At 73.5% G+C, this 14,545-nt stretch carries 16 protein-coding genes and 4 tRNA genes; 8 read left to right on the forward strand and 12 right to left on the reverse strand.

What is annotated here, in order from left to right:
• Nucleotides 1-22: 22 nt before the first annotated feature.
• Nucleotides 23-2,659, reverse strand: coding sequence for a putative bifunctional diguanylate cyclase/phosphodiesterase (locus ACI793_RS18630; protein WP_456607873.1), 2,637 nt, complete (start codon nucleotides 2,657-2,659; stop codon nucleotides 23-25).
• 205 nt (nucleotides 2,660-2,864) lie between these two features.
• Here ACI793_RS18630 and ACI793_RS18635 point away from each other — a divergent pair, with 205 nt between their 5' ends.
• Nucleotides 2,865-2,999, forward strand: a complete 135-nt coding sequence (locus ACI793_RS18635) for a hypothetical protein (RefSeq protein ID WP_456607874.1) — start codon at nucleotides 2,865-2,867, stop codon at nucleotides 2,997-2,999.
• A gap of 6 nt (nucleotides 3,000-3,005) precedes the next feature.
• Here the strand turns inward: ACI793_RS18635 and ACI793_RS18640 are convergent, their stop codons facing one another.
• The 7 genes from ACI793_RS18640 to ACI793_RS18670 form a co-directional block, all read right to left on the reverse strand.
• Complete coding sequence (locus ACI793_RS18640; protein WP_456607875.1) at nucleotides 3,006-4,175, reverse strand: NAD(P)/FAD-dependent oxidoreductase; 1,170 nt, start codon at nucleotides 4,173-4,175, stop codon at nucleotides 3,006-3,008.
• Nucleotides 4,172-4,423, reverse strand: a complete 252-nt coding sequence (locus ACI793_RS18645) for a helix-turn-helix domain-containing protein (protein ID WP_456607876.1) — start codon at nucleotides 4,421-4,423, stop codon at nucleotides 4,172-4,174. The genes ACI793_RS18640 and ACI793_RS18645 overlap by 4 nt, the downstream gene beginning before the upstream one ends.
• Complete coding sequence (locus ACI793_RS18650) at nucleotides 4,423-4,917, reverse strand: DUF2975 domain-containing protein (RefSeq protein WP_456607877.1); 495 nt, start codon at nucleotides 4,915-4,917, stop codon at nucleotides 4,423-4,425. Before ACI793_RS18650 ends, ACI793_RS18645 begins: the two co-directional genes overlap by 1 nt.
• Before the next feature lie 95 nt (nucleotides 4,918-5,012).
• Nucleotides 5,013-5,213 (reverse strand): hypothetical protein, encoded by a 201-nt coding sequence (locus ACI793_RS18655; protein WP_456607878.1) that lies wholly within the window; start codon nucleotides 5,211-5,213, stop codon nucleotides 5,013-5,015.
• A gap of 514 nt (nucleotides 5,214-5,727) precedes the next feature.
• Nucleotides 5,728-5,865: a hypothetical protein gene (locus ACI793_RS18660; protein WP_456607879.1), complete on the reverse strand. Its 138-nt coding sequence runs from the start codon at nucleotides 5,863-5,865 to the stop codon at nucleotides 5,728-5,730.
• Nucleotides 5,866-6,143: 278 nt separating this feature from the next.
• Nucleotides 6,144-6,216, reverse strand: a tRNA-Lys gene (locus ACI793_RS18665).
• A gap of 366 nt (nucleotides 6,217-6,582) precedes the next feature.
• Complete coding sequence (locus ACI793_RS18670; RefSeq protein WP_456607880.1) at nucleotides 6,583-7,464, reverse strand: Rieske 2Fe-2S domain-containing protein; 882 nt, start codon at nucleotides 7,462-7,464, stop codon at nucleotides 6,583-6,585.
• 183 nt (nucleotides 7,465-7,647) lie between these two features.
• Here ACI793_RS18670 and ACI793_RS18675 point away from each other — a divergent pair, with 183 nt between their 5' ends.
• The 6 genes from ACI793_RS18675 (at nucleotide 7,648) to ACI793_RS18700 (ending at nucleotide 10,551) form a co-directional block, all read left to right on the forward strand.
• A complete protein-coding gene (locus ACI793_RS18675; protein WP_456607881.1) occupies nucleotides 7,648-8,181 on the forward strand; it encodes a GtrA family protein in 534 nt (177 codons plus the stop codon).
• 57 nt (nucleotides 8,182-8,238) lie between these two features.
• Entirely contained in the window at nucleotides 8,239-9,840 is a 1,602-nt protein-coding gene (locus tag ACI793_RS18680) for a metallophosphoesterase family protein (protein ID WP_456607882.1), read from the forward strand.
• A 23-nt stretch (nucleotides 9,841-9,863) separates the two neighbouring features.
• Nucleotides 9,864-10,199, forward strand: coding sequence for a hypothetical protein (locus tag ACI793_RS18685; protein WP_456607883.1), 336 nt, complete (start codon nucleotides 9,864-9,866; stop codon nucleotides 10,197-10,199).
• Between the two features lie 89 nt (nucleotides 10,200-10,288).
• Nucleotides 10,289-10,361: transfer RNA gene (locus ACI793_RS18690), tRNA-Glu, on the forward strand.
• Nucleotides 10,362-10,378: 17 nt separating this feature from the next.
• Nucleotides 10,379-10,455 (forward strand) — tRNA-Asp (locus tag ACI793_RS18695).
• Between the two features lie 22 nt (nucleotides 10,456-10,477).
• Nucleotides 10,478-10,551 (forward strand) — tRNA-Phe (locus tag ACI793_RS18700).
• A gap of 39 nt (nucleotides 10,552-10,590) precedes the next feature.
• On the opposite strand, the gene ACI793_RS18705 is transcribed toward ACI793_RS18700, so the two are convergent.
• Complete coding sequence (locus tag ACI793_RS18705; RefSeq protein WP_456607884.1) at nucleotides 10,591-11,562, reverse strand: glycosyltransferase; 972 nt, start codon at nucleotides 11,560-11,562, stop codon at nucleotides 10,591-10,593.
• A gap of 227 nt (nucleotides 11,563-11,789) precedes the next feature.
• Complete coding sequence (locus ACI793_RS18710) at nucleotides 11,790-12,506, reverse strand: phosphodiesterase (protein WP_456607885.1); 717 nt, start codon at nucleotides 12,504-12,506, stop codon at nucleotides 11,790-11,792.
• 289 nt (nucleotides 12,507-12,795) lie between these two features.
• On the opposite strand from ACI793_RS18710, the gene ACI793_RS18715 reads away from it, so the two are divergent.
• Nucleotides 12,796-13,011 (forward strand): hypothetical protein, encoded by a 216-nt coding sequence (locus tag ACI793_RS18715; RefSeq protein ID WP_456607886.1) that lies wholly within the window; start codon nucleotides 12,796-12,798, stop codon nucleotides 13,009-13,011.
• Between the two features lie 67 nt (nucleotides 13,012-13,078).
• On the opposite strand, the gene ACI793_RS18720 is transcribed toward ACI793_RS18715, so the two are convergent.
• Together ACI793_RS18720 and ACI793_RS18725 are read right to left on the reverse strand one after the other, a co-directional pair.
• Nucleotides 13,079-14,062, reverse strand: a complete 984-nt coding sequence (locus ACI793_RS18720) for a phosphotriesterase family protein (RefSeq protein ID WP_456607887.1) — start codon at nucleotides 14,060-14,062, stop codon at nucleotides 13,079-13,081.
• Nucleotides 14,063-14,133: 71 nt separating this feature from the next.
• On the reverse strand, nucleotides 14,134-14,545 hold a 412-nt coding region (locus ACI793_RS18725; RefSeq protein WP_456607888.1), incomplete at its 5' end, for a GMC oxidoreductase.

Consider the following 14,545-nt stretch of genomic DNA (forward strand, 5'->3'; position numbering starts at 1 on the left):
ACCCCCCACCGGTCCGCGGGGCTCAGACCGAGCCGGCAGCCTCCGCCTTGCGGAGCAGCGCGCCGGCCTCGGGAGCAGGCATCGGACGGTAGAGGAGGTAGCCCTGCGCCTGGTCGCACTCCTGGGCCTTGAGCCGCGCCAGCTGGGCGGGCTCCTCCACGCCCTCCGCGACGACGGTCAGCCCGAAGGTGTGCGCCGCGCGGATCATCAGGGCCACGAGCTCGCGGTGGGCGGGCTCGGTGGACGCGACGAAGCTCCGGTCGATCTTGAGGGTGTCCACGGGCATGTTCCGCAGCTGCCCGATGGAGGTGTAGCCGGTGCCGAAGTCGTCGATCGCGATGCTGACGCCCATGGCGCGCAGCTCGGTGAGGTGGTCGTAGGCGAGCGGGTCGTCGACCAGCACCGTCTCGGTGACCTCCAGGACCAGCAGCTCGGGCGGCAGCCCGGAGGCGGCGAGCGCGTCGGCGACGTCGGTGATCACCCGCTGGTCGGCGAGGTGCCGGCCGGAGATGTTCACCGCGATCGTCGGGTCGGGCTCGCCCGGCGCGGCGGGGCACTCGGCCCGCCACTGGGCGAGCTGGCGGGTCGCCTCGTGCAGCATCCAGCGGTCGACGTCGCCGATGAGGCGCGAGCCCTCCGCCACGGGGATGAACTCGTCCGGCGGCACCAGACCCACACCCGGCCGCTCCCAGCGGATGAGCGCCTCGTAGCCCATGAGGCGGTCCGTGGCGACGTCGATCACCGGCTGGTAGGCCACCTGCATCTCGCCGTCGACCAGGCCGGAGGCGATGGCCGCCTCCAGCTCGGCGCGCTGGTTGAGCTGCAGGCGCAGGGTCTCGTCGAACAGCTCGGCGCGGCCCCGGCCGTGCGCCTTGGCGCGGTAGGCGGCGGTGTCGGCCTCGGCGAAGAGCGCGTCGGCGTCGATGCCGCCGTCCCGGCTGATGGCCACGCCGATGCTGGCGCCGATCCGGACGCGGGCGCGCCCCACCGCGATCGGTTCGCTGACCGCTCCGATCAGGCGGTGCGCCAGCTCCAGCAGGTCGTGCTCGCTGTGCACGGACTCCACGAGGACGACGAACTCGTCCCCGCCCAGGCGGCAGACGACGTCGCCCGGCCGCACGGCGGCGGTGAGGCGCCGTGCCACCTCGCGCAGCACCTCGTCACCGGCCGCGTGGCCGTGCCCGTCGTTGACCGCCTTGAAGCCGTCGAGGTCCACGAAGAGCAGTCCGGTCATCGCCCCGGAGCGCCGGCCGCGGTGCAGGGCGGCGGTCACGAGCGTGACGGCCTGGGCGCGGTTGGGCAGCTCGGTGAGCGCGTCGTGCGTCGCCTGGTGGGCGAGGGCGAACTGCAGCTCCTCGCGCTGGCGCACCGAGTGCACGATCTCCTTGACCGATGCGTGCACGACCTCGCCGAGCGGGCCGGGGAGCGGCTGGTCGAGCAGGGCGTTGTCCAGGTCGCCGCGGGCGACGGCCTGGGCCTGGTCCTGGATGCGGCGGAGCCCGGCGACGGCGGAGCCGAGGGCGCGCGAGACCGTGCGCACCTCGCGCGGTCCGGCCACCTCCACCTCCACGAGCGAGCCCCGGCTGATCTGGGTGGCCTGCCCGGCGAGCAGTCGCAGAGCCTGCGCGACGCTGCGGCCGAGGAACAGGGTCCCGAGCAGCGAGCCGGCCAGCAGGCTCGCGCTGAGGACGAGGACGAGGTGCAGGCGGTCGTTGGCGCGTCCACGGTCGGCGGCGACGAGCTCCTCCGCCTCGCCCACCGCCGAACCCACCAGGTCGGCCAGCAGGTCGCTGCGTTCCTGGGTGCCCGCCAGCAGCGTCATGATGTCCCCCACGAGGACCTCGGGCGCTCCGTCGTCCTGGGTCACGCCTCCGCCGGCGAACACCGCCTCGACCTGGGTGATGACCTCCGCCGAGCGGAGCTCCTCCCACTGGTCGCGCAGCGACTCCTGCGAGAGCCGCTCCATCTCGCGCGCCGCGTCGGTGTAGTCCAACCACGCCGTCTGCCAGGCGGTGCGCGACCCGATGAGGCTGTCGTCGCCGTTGGTGAAGACGGAGCCCAGGAAGAGCGGCACCTGCCGGCTCGCGACCTGGGTCAGGTAGGAGATGGTCTGCACATCCTGGATGGCGCGCATGGTGGCGGCCGGCACGCCCTCGGACGTGGCGAGCGTGGCCGTCGACTTCTGCGCGGTCATCAGGTCGTTGGAGGCGGTCAGGAAGCGGAAGTAGATGTCCTCGACGTCCAGTCCGCCCGCGTCGCTCGCACTCCGCAGCAGGGCGAGGTCCTCCGCGGAACGCCGCGCCTGCACGGCGGCCGGCGAGCCGGCGGGGATACGGGCGAGCGCATCATCGGTGATCTTCCGGAGTTGCGCGGCCTGGTCGGCCGCGACCACCCGCTGCGTCTCGAGCAGTGACTGGGGGATGTTCAACCCGGCGAGGAGGCCCGGGTCCTCGATCACCTTGAGCGACAGCACGGGGATGAGCTCCAGCTCGGCGCCGCGGCGGGCGGCGTCGAGCGCGGCCAGGGTCCGGACGGCGTCCTCCGCCCGCTGGGCACTGGCCGCCTCGTCCGCGCGGGCCTGGGCTGCGGCGGTGGCCAGGACGACCACCCCGATCAGCGGCAGGAGAACCAGCGCCGTGAGGTACCGCCAGAGCGGCACGCCGCGCCGCCTGCCCTGTTCTGTCGCCCGGAGGAATCGCACAGTTTCGTATCGGGTGCGGCCCACCGCCTCTTGAGAAGCGCACCCACCCCGTTCGGGGGGGCCTCCCATCAGCGGCTGACAGGAACCTCCCAGGTCCTGCCCGCGGAACTGTCAGACCCGACCTCGATGCTCGGGCACGACGCAGTACCGAGGAGAGTTGAGCATGGACATGACCACCCGCCCCGACCGCTCCGGCGCGATCCACCACCAGTCCGTCACCGGTCGCCGCCTGCCCGGGCGGCTGCGCGCCCGGCGCGAGCTCGTCGTGCCGCCGGCACAGGGCACCGCCCGGGGCTGACCGGCCTCACGACGGGCTCACCTGCGGGGTCGCGACCCGGCCCGTGGTCGCCGGAGTCGGGAACGACCGGTCGCCGAACAGGATGCTGCGGGCCACCGCCCGCCCCGGCGGCGTCCGGAGCAGCGGAAAGGCAGCCGCGGCGACGCCGGGCGTGCGGACCCGGGCCAGCCCCCGGCGCAGCAGCACTCTCCCCCGGAAGCCCGCCCGCAGTGCGGCACCGTCGTAGCGCGCCAGCGCGTCGCGTTCTCCTGTACGCAGCGCCTCGTCCAGCACGGCGGCGGCATGCTCCGACAGCCGCAGGCAGGGATCCAGGCCTCCGGCGGTCAGCGGCGAGACCGCGCCCGCCGCATCGCCCACGAGCAGTCCGTCGGGGCAGCTGATCCGGCGCAGCAGGCCGCCCACCGGGATCGGCCCCCCACGCCGGTCGACCTCGTCCGGACGCTCGACGCCGGACAGCCCGGGTGCTGAGGCGCCGAAGCGTCGCAGGGCGGCGACCATGCCGTCGGGGAAGCGCTCGGCGTACCCGGCGACCCCCACGTGGGCATGGCGCCCGTCGTTCACGACCCACGCCAGGTAGCCGGGCGCGATCGAGGGGTCGAGGACGCAGTGGAACGCCGGGGGCTCGGCACTGCCGGCCACCGGGAAGACCTCCTCGGCCCCGACCAGCAGCTGCCGGTTGCGGTCCAGGGCGAGATCGCGGGCCACCCTCGACCGTGCGCCGTCGGCACCGACGAGGAACCGGGCCCGCACCGAGGTGGGCCCGTCCGGGCCGACCAGCAGGGCCGAGCTGAGCCCGCGGCCGGTGTAGCGCGTGCCCAGTGCGATGCGCACGCCCGACTCCACCGCCGCACGCGCCGCGGCCAGGTAGAGCGGCCCCATGTCACCCACCCGGAACTCGTCCCGCGGGCTGTCGAGAGTCACCGGCCGCGCCCGCCCCGGCGGATAGAGGACCACCCGCCGGATCGGCGGCCCGAGGCACTCGTCCGGCAGCGGGAAGTCGTCGAGCGTCTTGCGGACGAAGATCCCGGTGGTGCGGATCGCCGCGGTGAGATCGGTGCGCCGGTCGACCAGCATCACCTCGTGTCCCCTGCGGGCGAGCAGCGTGGCGGTGTGCAGCCCCGCCAGCCCGGCACCGACCACCAGCACGTCGACCGTCTCGGGGGCGCCGCCGCTCACCGGTTCGCGGCTTCCCGCGGTTCGAGCTCGGAGCTGGGCTCGCCGTCCGGCACCCACTCCAGCAGGTCGCCGGGCTGGCAGTCGAGCACCCGGCACATGGCCTCCAGCGTGCTGAAGCGCACCGCCTTGGCCCGACCGTTCTTCAGCACGGCCACGTTGGCCGGGGTGAGCCCGACCCGCTCGGCGAACTCCCCCACGCTCATCTTGCGCCGGGCCAACTCCACGTCGATCCGCACGACGATCGGCATCAGATGACCGCTTCCATGTCGGTCCGCAGCGCCGTCGCCTGCCGGAGCAGCGCACGCATGACCACCATGAGCAGGCCGAGGACGGCTCCGACGAGGAGCAGCAGCAGCAGGAGTGCGGGGAGGGCGGCGTCGTCGCTGACCTCGTCGACGATGAAGTAGTACGAGCAGACGAGGGTCGCGAGGAGCATCAGCCAGCCGGCGACCACCGCCCGGACGATCCCGTTCACCCACCGCAGGGCGCCGTCGCTGAAGATCCGGTCGTCGGTGACCAGCGTGAGCAGCTGCCAGGTGCAGACGACGACGGCCTGGACGCACGCCAGCCCGAGCACCGCCGCGACGAACATGACCGCGCGCATGGCGGACCTCTCCAGCGACGGCTCGGAGATGTCCGGCAGCACGGCCGGGACCGCCCAGACCTGGGCGGCGAGCAGGGCGGCGAGGGCGATGACGAGCAGGATCCGGAGGGGCAGCACCACGTGGCGCAAGTGCGTCATGCGGTCGACTGTCGAGGACTAACTATCGAAAGTCAATCGATAGTGGCTGACCAGCGATGCGTGTCGCCCAGAAGATCGAGCCCGCTACGGGACCGCTAGCGCGACCCCTGCCTGCGCGCGACGACCACGAGGGCCACCAGCACGAGCGCCAGCGGCGCCCACCCCGGCAGTCCGAACGGCCCCAGCAGGAGTTCGGCGACGAACAGCAGCAGCTGGAAGGCGATGAAGATGCCGACGAACAGCACCACCAGGAAGAGCACCGGGTTGTCCGCCTGCAGGCGGCGCATGAAGTCCATCGGTCTCTCCTCGGTCATACGGGCACGGCGATCGGCACCCACACTCCCAGCATCGGCCGCACCGGCGGTCGACTGAAGGCCGACTGGGAACAGACCGGAGCGTGGACGGAGGGCCCAGGTGGCGAGCCAGCACGGCCACGCGCAACCGAGCATGACGATGGACGTCTCCATGAGCCGCCGCACCGTCACAGAGCCGGCCGCGCTGATCCCATGACCAGGCGCGGGCGGGCGTCCCTGAAGGCGGCCTAGGGGACACCCTGGTCAGCGGGGCTGCAGCACCCAGGGTGAGCCCTAGTCGAGGAAGCCGAAGACGAACCCGCCGACGATGAGAGTGCAGTCCCACAGATGACGACGACCGCTCGAGACCAGCCGACCATGAGCGTGCGGGACCTGCCCCGTAGTTCCAGGCCGAACACCGTCCGAGAGGTGTCGACAGAGGACTCTCCGAACTGCCGGTTGCACGTGAGCACAACCACCCCGACGGCGATCACGATGACCGCGAGCAGCGTCGACATCAGCGCTTCTTGATGAAGTACATGTAGGCCAGGAAGGCCGCAACCAGGACGAAGGCCACGAGGATCACCGGGACGTACCAGCCTGGCGCGTCACCTCCCTGCGAGGGCGCCACGGCCAGAAAGTCGCTGAAGTCCATGCCAGGAAGCTAGGCACTTCGCCCGGTCCCGAGTACCGGGCTGGTCGGCTGTCCCCTCATCAGGTGTTGCAGGCCTGTCCCCAAGTGGGCCGCTCAGGGACAGCGGACGGCCTACGGGGCACCCGATCTTTCGGGAGACGGCACGGATCCGCCCCTACGCTGACGCCATGGCAAAGCGAGAGGCCGTCCGGAATCTGTCGGTTTGGTACTGGTCCGGCCGCGATCGGGTCGTCGACAGGGTCTCGACCGACACAGACGGTGGTCGGTCTGGTTCCAGGTGGGCCCCGTGGGGATCGAACCCACAACCCGCGGATTAAAAGTCCGCTGCTCTGCCAGTTGAGCTAGAGGCCCTGGCCGGAGCCAGTCTCCCAGACCCGCTGCACGCCCTCGGCGTCACAACACGTCGAGGAAGAGGAGCAGGAGGACGGTGAGCAGCGCGGAGAGCGCCAGGGACCCGAGGCAGCCCAGACGGCTGGAGAAGAGGAAGAACACCCCCGCCGGGTGCCCGGCCCGCCCCCGAGCCAACCCCGGCGGGCCGTGGAGTGAGCGTTCCGTGACCAGGCCGTCCGCTTTACACCCGATCAGGGGATGCCGCCCGGGGCCCACGACTACGTACGGTCATCACCGCTCCGCCCGGCCTCGCGCACGGGCGGCCCCGTTCCCCGGCCCGGCCGACCCGTTCCCCCCGGGCCGGCCGGGCCGGCTTCTTTCCCGGCCTCAGCGGTGGCGGCTCGGCACGCGGGCCATGACCCGCCCGGCCTCCATGCGCACCTCGAGCTTCTCCTGCGGGTTCGCGGCCGGCCCCCGGCGAGGCTCCCCGTCGTCCAGGTCGAACGCCGAGCCGTGCCACGGGCACACCAGGCACTGCGATCCGCGCACCTCCTCGACCGTCCCCTCCTGCAGCGGCCCGGAGAGGTGCGAGCAGGCCCCGATGAAGACGTCGACGCGCGCCCCCCGCCGGACGACCGCCAGCGGGACATCGGCCGCTCCACCCGAGCCCGTGCGCAGCGCCGGCCGACCCTCGGGGAAGTCGTCCAGCGGGCCCAGGTCCAGCCAGTCGGTCGACAGCGCCCGCACCGCCGTCGCCGCGTGCGAGGCGCCGGACGACTGCGCGTAGGACATGTGACCGCCGATCGCCGCCGACCCGCCGGCGAGGGTCAGCCCGCTGTAGGACAGCACGCGCCCGAGCCCACCGCGGTCCTTGGCCCGCGCCGCCAGCGATCCGACGTACAGCCCCAGGGCGACGGTGTTCATCACCGCGTGCAGCGCGCCGAGGCGGCGCACACCGGTGCCCTGCTCCGACCAGTCGGCCGCTCCGGAGGCCGCCGCGGGCACGGCCGCGGCCACCCCGGCGCCGATCAGCACGGTGGCCGCCGGCCGCATCCGCGGGACGGCGTCCAGAAGACCGGCGGACACCCAGCTGCCCACCGGCACCTGGACGAGGATCGGGTGCAGCGGGTGGCCGATCCAGGTGCCGTGCAGGAGGTCCTTGACCGCGGGCGGCTTCAGCGCTCCCAGCACCGCCCGGCGGGCCGGCTCGATCACCTTGTCGAACGTCGCGACGTCCGCGACCCGGTCGAGGAACCCCATGAGACTCATGAGCGCCCTCTACCCGTGGTGCCCGGCGACGACTCCCCGGTCACGACGCGGTCTCGTCCGGGTGCTTCCGGGAGAAATCTGTTCGCTCCGCCAGAGGGAGCGGGCATGCTGACCTGTGACAACGCGCGGTCCGAGGAGGACCCTGGACCGCGCTCACCCGTCTCCGGCCCCGGAAGGATCTCCGTGACCCGCCCGTCGCTGCTGCGCCGCTGCGCCCCTGCGCACGACGCCGCTGAGGTGACGGCTGCGGAGGAGACGGCCCCGGAGGCACCTGCCGCGAGCACGTGGACCGTACGACTCGCCGAGCGGCTGCGGCAGGACGACACCCTGGCCCAGTTCGCCCGCTTCGTGCTGGTCGGCGGTTCGACCACCCTCGTCTACGCGCTGCTCTTCATCCCCTTCGAGGGGCTGGGCTACCTGGTGGCGCATCTGATCGCCACCGCCGCCTCCACCGTGCTGGCCAACGAGATGCACCGCCGGCTCACCTTCCACGCCGAGGACCGGGTCGGCTGGTTCACCGCGCAGTGGGAGGCGAGCACCGTCGCCGCCATCGGCCTGATCGCGACCAGCGCCACCCTGGGGTGGGTGAACACCACGGCGGCCGAGGGTCACGTCGCACTCCAGATCACCGCCGTGGTCACGGTGACGGCGATCATCGGGCTGCTGCGCTTCATCGCGCTGCGGTGGATCTTCCGCCGCCCCTCCCTCGTCGAATAGTGAACCGTCCGCGGTTCGATCCGTCGCACTCTCGACGATCTCACTAGCCTGGCCGAGGTGACCGGGCCACAGGACGACACGCCTCCGCCGGAGGACGCGCCCTCGCCGTGGCGCCACCGGGGTCGCGTGGCCGGCCTGTGGGCGGCCCGCGTCGGCCTGGCCCTGGTCGGCGCGCTGGTCGCCGTTCTGCTCTTCGCCCGCATCTCCGCACCGATCGGCCCGTTCGAGGCCAGCCTCGCCATCCGCCCTGGCTCCGGCGGCGCCGAGGTCGCCGTCCCACCGCTCGGCTCGCTGGCCGCCGACGTCTTCGACGGGCCGCTGCGCCTCGACGTCCGGCTGCAGAGCGTGGACCAGGTGCGCGCCACGGCGCTGGCCAACGACCCGGTCCGGCTGGCCGGCGTCGTCGACCGCGTCACCGAGGACCTGCGGGACGCCGTGGTCGAGCTGGTGGTCATCACCGTCCTGGCCGCGCTCGGCGGTGCGGCGCTCGTGTCCTGGGTGGTGCTGCGGCGACGTCGCGAGCCGTTGATCGCCGCCGGCCTGACCGGTGCGCTGCTGCTCGGCATCGGCGGCGTCGGCGCGACCACCTGGCGGCCCGAAGCGCTGGCCACGCCCACCTACACCGGCCTGCTGGTCAACGCGAACAGCCTCATCGGCAGCGCGCAGGACCTCCTCGCCCGGTTCGATGCCTACCGCGCGTCGCTCACCGACCTCGTGGCCAACGTCGGCTCGCTGTACAGCACCCTCTCGGCGCTGCCCCCGCCCGGGGCCACGGACGAGACCGTGACGCTGCTGCACGTGTCCGACATCCACCTCAACCCCGCGGGCTTCGACCTCGTGGAGCAGGTGGTCGGCTCGTTCCAGGTCGACGCCGTGCTCGACACCGGGGACGTCACGGACTGGGGCAGCCCACCGGAGAGCCAGATGGTCGACTCCATCGGCGCCCTCGGCGTGCCCTACGTGTTCATCCGCGGCAACCACGACTCCGCGGCCACCGCGGAGCGGGTCGCGGCCCAGCCGAACACCACGGTGCTCGACCACTCGGCGGTCGAGATCGCCGGGCTGTCGATCGTCGGCGCCAGGGACCCGCGGTTCACCCCGGACAAGAGCACCGGCGACGACGACGCCGGACCCGAGGTGCTGGTCCGCTCCGGGGAACGCCTGGCCGAGCTGATCGAGTCACTGGACGAGGCACCCGACATCGCCCTGGTGCACGACCCCAAGCAGGCACCACCGGTGGACGGCCTGGCGCCGGTCGTGCTCGCCGGGCACACCCACAACCGCAAGATCTCCGAGCTCGAGGCCGGCACGCTGCTCATGGTGCAGGGCTCCACGGGGGGTGCTGGGCTGCGCGCACTGGAGGGCGAGTACCCCGAGCCGCTGACCTGCACGGTGCTCTACTTCAACGCCAGCACCGGCCGCCTGCAGGCCTACGACGACATCACCCTCGGCGGTCTCGGCGAGTCCGAGGTGACCATCGAGCGCACCGTCGTCCCCGAGCTCCCGGCCGGGGACGACGGCGATGCCGCGGAGGGCGAGGGCGGTGCCGCGGAGGGCGAGGGTGGTGCCGCGCAGGGCGACGGCGGTACCACGGAGGGCGAGGCCGGTGCCGCGGACGACGGACTCGTCGGCGGCAGCCCGGCGTCCCCGACCGGCTGACCCCGCGGACCTACGCTGCGGCCATGTCCGTGACCACGACCTCCCGCTCCCGCCTGGCCGGCGGCCTGCTCGCCGGCGGGCTGGGCCTCACCGCCCTCACCGGGTGCTCGTTCGGCTCCGAGAACGTCTCGTGCTCGCCCAGTTCGTGCACCGTCACGCTGGAGAGCAGCGACGCACAGGTGGAGGTCCTGGGCACCGCGCTGGCGTTCACCGGGACGGAGGACGGCCGCGCCTCGCTGAGCGTGGGCTCGGCCACCGTGTCCTGCGCCGAGGGCGAGAACGTCTCGGCCGGGAGCCTGAGCCTGCGGTGTTCCTCGGTCAGCGACGACCGGGTCGAGCTCACCGCGTCCCTGGGCTGAGGCCGCGGCGCGACTCGCCACGGCGCGGCGCCCCGGTGCGGGGAGCCCTCCGGTGGCATGTATTGTTTCCTCTGCCCCCGGCAGAACGAGCCCTCATCGTCTAGTGGTCCAGGACGCCGCCCTTTCAAGGCGGTAGCACGGGTTCGAACCCCGTTGGGGGCACAGCATCACCACAGCAAGGCCCTGTAGCGCAGTTGGTTAGCGCGCCGCCCTGTCACGGCGGAGGTCGCGGGTTCGAGTCCCGTCAGGGTCGCCACCCGGTGCGCGAGCACCGGGAGGGGCAGGTAGCTCAGTCGGTACGAGCGCTCGCCTGAAAAGTGAGAGGTCGGCGGTTCGACCCCGCCCCTGCCCACCCTCTTCTCTTCCCCCGCCACCGGATCCGGTCGCGGGCTCAGATCCAGCTGCGGTCCGCCGCCACCTGCGCGTAGACCTCCGCGTGCACCCGCCGGACCGCCTCGGCCTGCTCGTCGCGCCACGCCCGGTCGGCCGGCCGCGGCATGGGCCGGGTCAGCGCCGCCGACACCGCAGCGGTCAGCGACACCGGATCCAGGCCGTCGACCTCGTCGTTCCCGTACGTCACGACCTCCGACCACTGGTCGGCGAAGAAGCCGCAGCTCGGGGCCACGACGCGGGTGCCGACGTCGCGGCAGACCTCCAGGTCGCGGGAGTGCGTCCCGCACCGCTGCGGGAGCACCGCCACGTGCAGCTGCTGCAGCTGGCCGGGCAGCTCCTCGGGCCGGTGCACGACCAGCTCGAGCTCGCCGTTCTCGGCCATCTCGCGCACCCCGGGGTCGACGTCCGAGCCCACCTGCGCGAGCACCCGCAGCCGGCCACCACCGGAGACGGCACCGGACGCCGCGGCGCGCGCCACCGCCGCCGGATCGGGCACCGCGGCCGACGCCGTGCCCAGCTGCACGCCCACGAGCCCCCGCTCGGCGCCCAGGTCCGGGTCCGGCACGGCCAGGGAGGGGTGGGCCAGCACGATCGCGGTGCGCCCGTAGCGGTCGGCGATCTCGTCCGCGGCCGACGGCGTGAGCGTGAGCACGACCTCCGCCGTCCCCAGGACGGACTCCAGGTGGGCGTCGTGCCGGTCCCGGGAGCCCTGGCGGGAGTCGCGGAGCTGGTGGACCGTGACGATCAGGGGCACGCCCAGCCGCCGGACCGCCTCGGCCCAGCGCTCGAGCTCCCGCACGCCGAGGTGGGCACAGCCGCTGTGCAGATGCAGCACGTCGATCTCGGCGGCGTGCTCGGTCAGGTACCGCTCGTCGAGCCAGCGGCTCGGCTCCTCCGGCGCGCCCACCCGAACCGCGCCCGCGGGCAGCACGGCGTCGACGTACCGGTCGCTGAACGGCACGCTGGCCACGCGGAGCGGGCTCGGCGTCCCGGGCGAGGGCTCACCGGGCTCGGTTCCTGCGGACATCACTGGCGGGGTTCTGCTCCTCGTGCGGTCGGGCACTGCAGCGCTCGCGGTGCTCGGCGCGGCTACCCCGGCCAGGCGGTTCCGGCGGGGTGACGGCTCGTCCCCCTACCCTGCCACCCCGTTGTGAACCCGTGACCAACTCCATCGGGTGAGCATCCGGATCCGTGCCGTCAGCGCACACCCGCGGACGACGGCGTGCGGACGTCGCCCCTCGCCTCCTGCGCGGCCGCATAGGCGGGCTGCCGGAAGCGGGCGAGCGGGCCGTCGGGCACCAGGCCCGGCGGCGGACGGCGCACCGCGTCGAACCGCAGGTCCGGGTCGAGCGGCCGCACCGCAGCCTGGATCGTGAGCCGGGCGAACGGGCGCCAGGGCTCGAGCCCACGGGCCGCGGCCAGCTCGAAGACCAGCGGCCGCCGACGGACCGACTCGGCCAGCGGCTCGGGACGGGACGGGATCCCCCGCGTGGTGGGCAGCGCCGCCAGCCGGATCGGCCCGGCAGCGGAGCGGTAGGCCATGATCGAGCCGTAGACCGAGGCCGTGTCGCGACGGAGCGCCGGCACCAGCCGTGGAAGCGCGCCCCGGCCGATGACGGTGGACAGCAGCAGATCGACCAGCTCGCCCGACCCGCCGTCCAGTCGCACGGCGAGGCCGAGCAGGTCGGGCAGCGGCGCCGGCAGCCCCGCCCCCCGGGACAACCGGACGACGACGTCGTCGCGCGCCGTCGCGTCGAGGAAGGCCACGCCCCAGGGCCGGTCGCCGCCGTGCCGGTCCAGGACCGCGGAGAACACGGCCCCGTGGGGGTGCATGGGCCGGCCGTTCCGCCACCGGGCCAGCGCGGCGAGCGGCAGGGCGACGACACGGCCGGCCCCCCGCACCAGATCTGCCACGTCGTTCTCCTCCCGGCCCGCCGTCCCCGGCTCCGGACCCGCCTCTACCCCCGGATCCCGGAACCACGCGGACCGGCCCGCCAGGGCCCGGCGCACGGTTCCGCTGCGCCGGGCGGACCGCTACGGTCACCCTGTCCGGACCCGTGGGCCTCTCGTGCACTCCTGTGCCTGGTCCGCGGAGAATGCCGAGGCCGGACGGCGAATAGTGCAGATCCTTCCCGCGACGTTCGGCGCATTCTGACGCCGCGTCCCGGTGACACGGACCGATCCGGACCACTACTTTCCGTACATGCTCTCGACGCTCCTCGTTCTCTGCGCCGTCCTCGTGGGGCTGCTCGTCCTGCTGGCCCTCATCGTCAGCCTCAGCGCCCGCCCGGCCACGGTCGCGCGCACGACGACCACCGGGCGGACCGAGACGTGGGTGGCCCAGGCCGGCCGGCCGCACCCGGACGCGTGGGCACCGATGACCACCACGTCGACGAGCGAGCTGCCCGCCGTCCGCTGACCCAGCGCCGGCCCCTCGACTCCGGCGTCCCGGCGGCTGCGGCCTGCGCGCCGCCGGGACGATCCGGTCAGGAGCCCGACTGCTCGAAGTAGCGCCGCGGGTTGGTCACCAGCATCGTCTCGATCTGGTCCTCGGTCACGCCGTGCTCGCGCAGGTACGGGAGCACCTCCTCGTGGATGTGCGTGTAGTTCCACTGGGGCAGCATCTGAAGCACCTGGGGGTCGATCCAGTCGATGTAGCAGGCCGCGTCCTGGGAGAGCACCATCCGCTCGGCGTAGCCGCGCCGGCACATCTCCACCACGACGTCGGCCCGCGCCTCGAACGGCATGTCCAGGTACAGCCCGAACCGGTCCATGCCCAGCAGGAAGCCCGCGTCGGCCAGGGCGCTGAGGTGGTCGGCGTCGGACGAGTCCCCGCTGTGCCCGAGCACGATGCGCCCCGGGTCCACGCCCTCCTCGCCGAACACCCGCTGCACGGCCAGGCCCGCCTGCGTGCCGGGATGGGTGTGCACCGTGATCGGGACGCCGGTCCGGTGGTGGGCCTTCGCGACGGCCCGCATCACGCGCTCCACGCCCGGCGTCAGGCCGGGGGCGTCGATGGCGCACTTGAGGAAGGCCGCCCGCACACCGGTGCCGGCGATGCCGTCGGTCACGTCGCGCACGAACAGGTCGACCATCGGGTCGGGCACCTCGGCACCGACGGCCGCGTTGAGCGCCGGTCCGCGGTGGTGGAAGAAGAACGGGACGTCGTCGTAGGTGTAGCACCCGGTCGCGACCACGATGTTGAGGTCCACCTGCTCGGCGATGCGCTGGATCCGCGGGATGTAGCGGCCGAGGCCGACCACGGTCGGGTCGACGATCGTCCGCACGCCGGCGGCCGCCAGCGCCTGCAGCTTCTCGACGGCGTCGGCGACGCGCTGGTCCTCGCTCCCCCACTCCTCCGGATAGTTCTGCTGCACGTCTGCGGTGAGCACGAAGACGTGCTCGTGCATCAGCGTCTGGCCGAGCTCGGCGACGTCGACGGGGCCTCGCACGGTCTGCACCTGCGGCACGGTTCCTCCTGGGGACGGGGGTGGTGATGACGCTCACACTGCCGCACCGCCCCGGCCCGACGTCCACCGGCTCAGCCCGCGGCCATCAGCTCCGCGGCCCGCTCGCCCACCATCACCGCTGTCGCCGCGGTGCCCCGGCTGGGCACCCACGGGAGCACGGAGGTGTCGACGACGCGCAGCCCGGCGACGCCACGGACCCGCAGGTGCTGGTCCACGACCGCCCGGGGATCGGTGTCCGGTCCCATCGGCGCGGTGCCGGACAGGTGCACCGCGGTGCCGATCCGGTCCGCGATCCACCCGTCAAGGGCGGCGTCGTCCTCCAGCACCGCAGCCGGCAGCGCCGTGGACGGCGTGGCCGTCCCCGCGAAGGCGACCGTCCCGAGCAGCGCGGACGCGAGGCGGACACCGGCGCGCAGCCCCCGCCGGTCGGCCTCCTCGGACAGGTAGCGGTACGCCAGCCGCGGCGGCCCCACGGGCCGCCGC

This window comes from Blastococcus sp. SYSU DS0617 (assembly GCF_054051075.1).

Bases quoted from the DNA above. Each gene is read 5' to 3' on its own strand.
- ACI793_RS18635 (WP_456607874.1), top strand. From the start codon at position 2,865: ATGGACATGACCACCCGCCCCGACCGCTCCGGCGCGATCCACCACCAG.
- ACI793_RS18645 (WP_456607876.1), bottom strand. From the start codon at position 4,423: ATGCCGATCGTCGTGCGGATCGACGTGGAGTTGGCCCGGCGCAAGATG.
- ACI793_RS18650 (WP_456607877.1), bottom strand. From the start codon at position 4,917: ATGACGCACTTGCGCCACGTGGTGCTGCCCCTCCGGATCCTGCTCGTC.
- ACI793_RS18655 (WP_456607878.1), bottom strand. From the start codon at position 5,213: ATGGACTTCATGCGCCGCCTGCAGGCGGACAACCCGGTGCTCTTCCTG.
- ACI793_RS18660 (WP_456607879.1), bottom strand. From the start codon at position 5,865: ATGGACTTCAGCGACTTTCTGGCCGTGGCGCCCTCGCAGGGAGGTGAC.
- ACI793_RS18670 (WP_456607880.1), bottom strand. From the start codon at position 7,464: ATGAGTCTCATGGGGTTCCTCGACCGGGTCGCGGACGTCGCGACGTTC.
- ACI793_RS18685 (WP_456607883.1), top strand. From the start codon at position 9,864: ATGTCCGTGACCACGACCTCCCGCTCCCGCCTGGCCGGCGGCCTGCTC.
- ACI793_RS18715 (WP_456607886.1), top strand. From the start codon at position 12,796: ATGCTCTCGACGCTCCTCGTTCTCTGCGCCGTCCTCGTGGGGCTGCTC.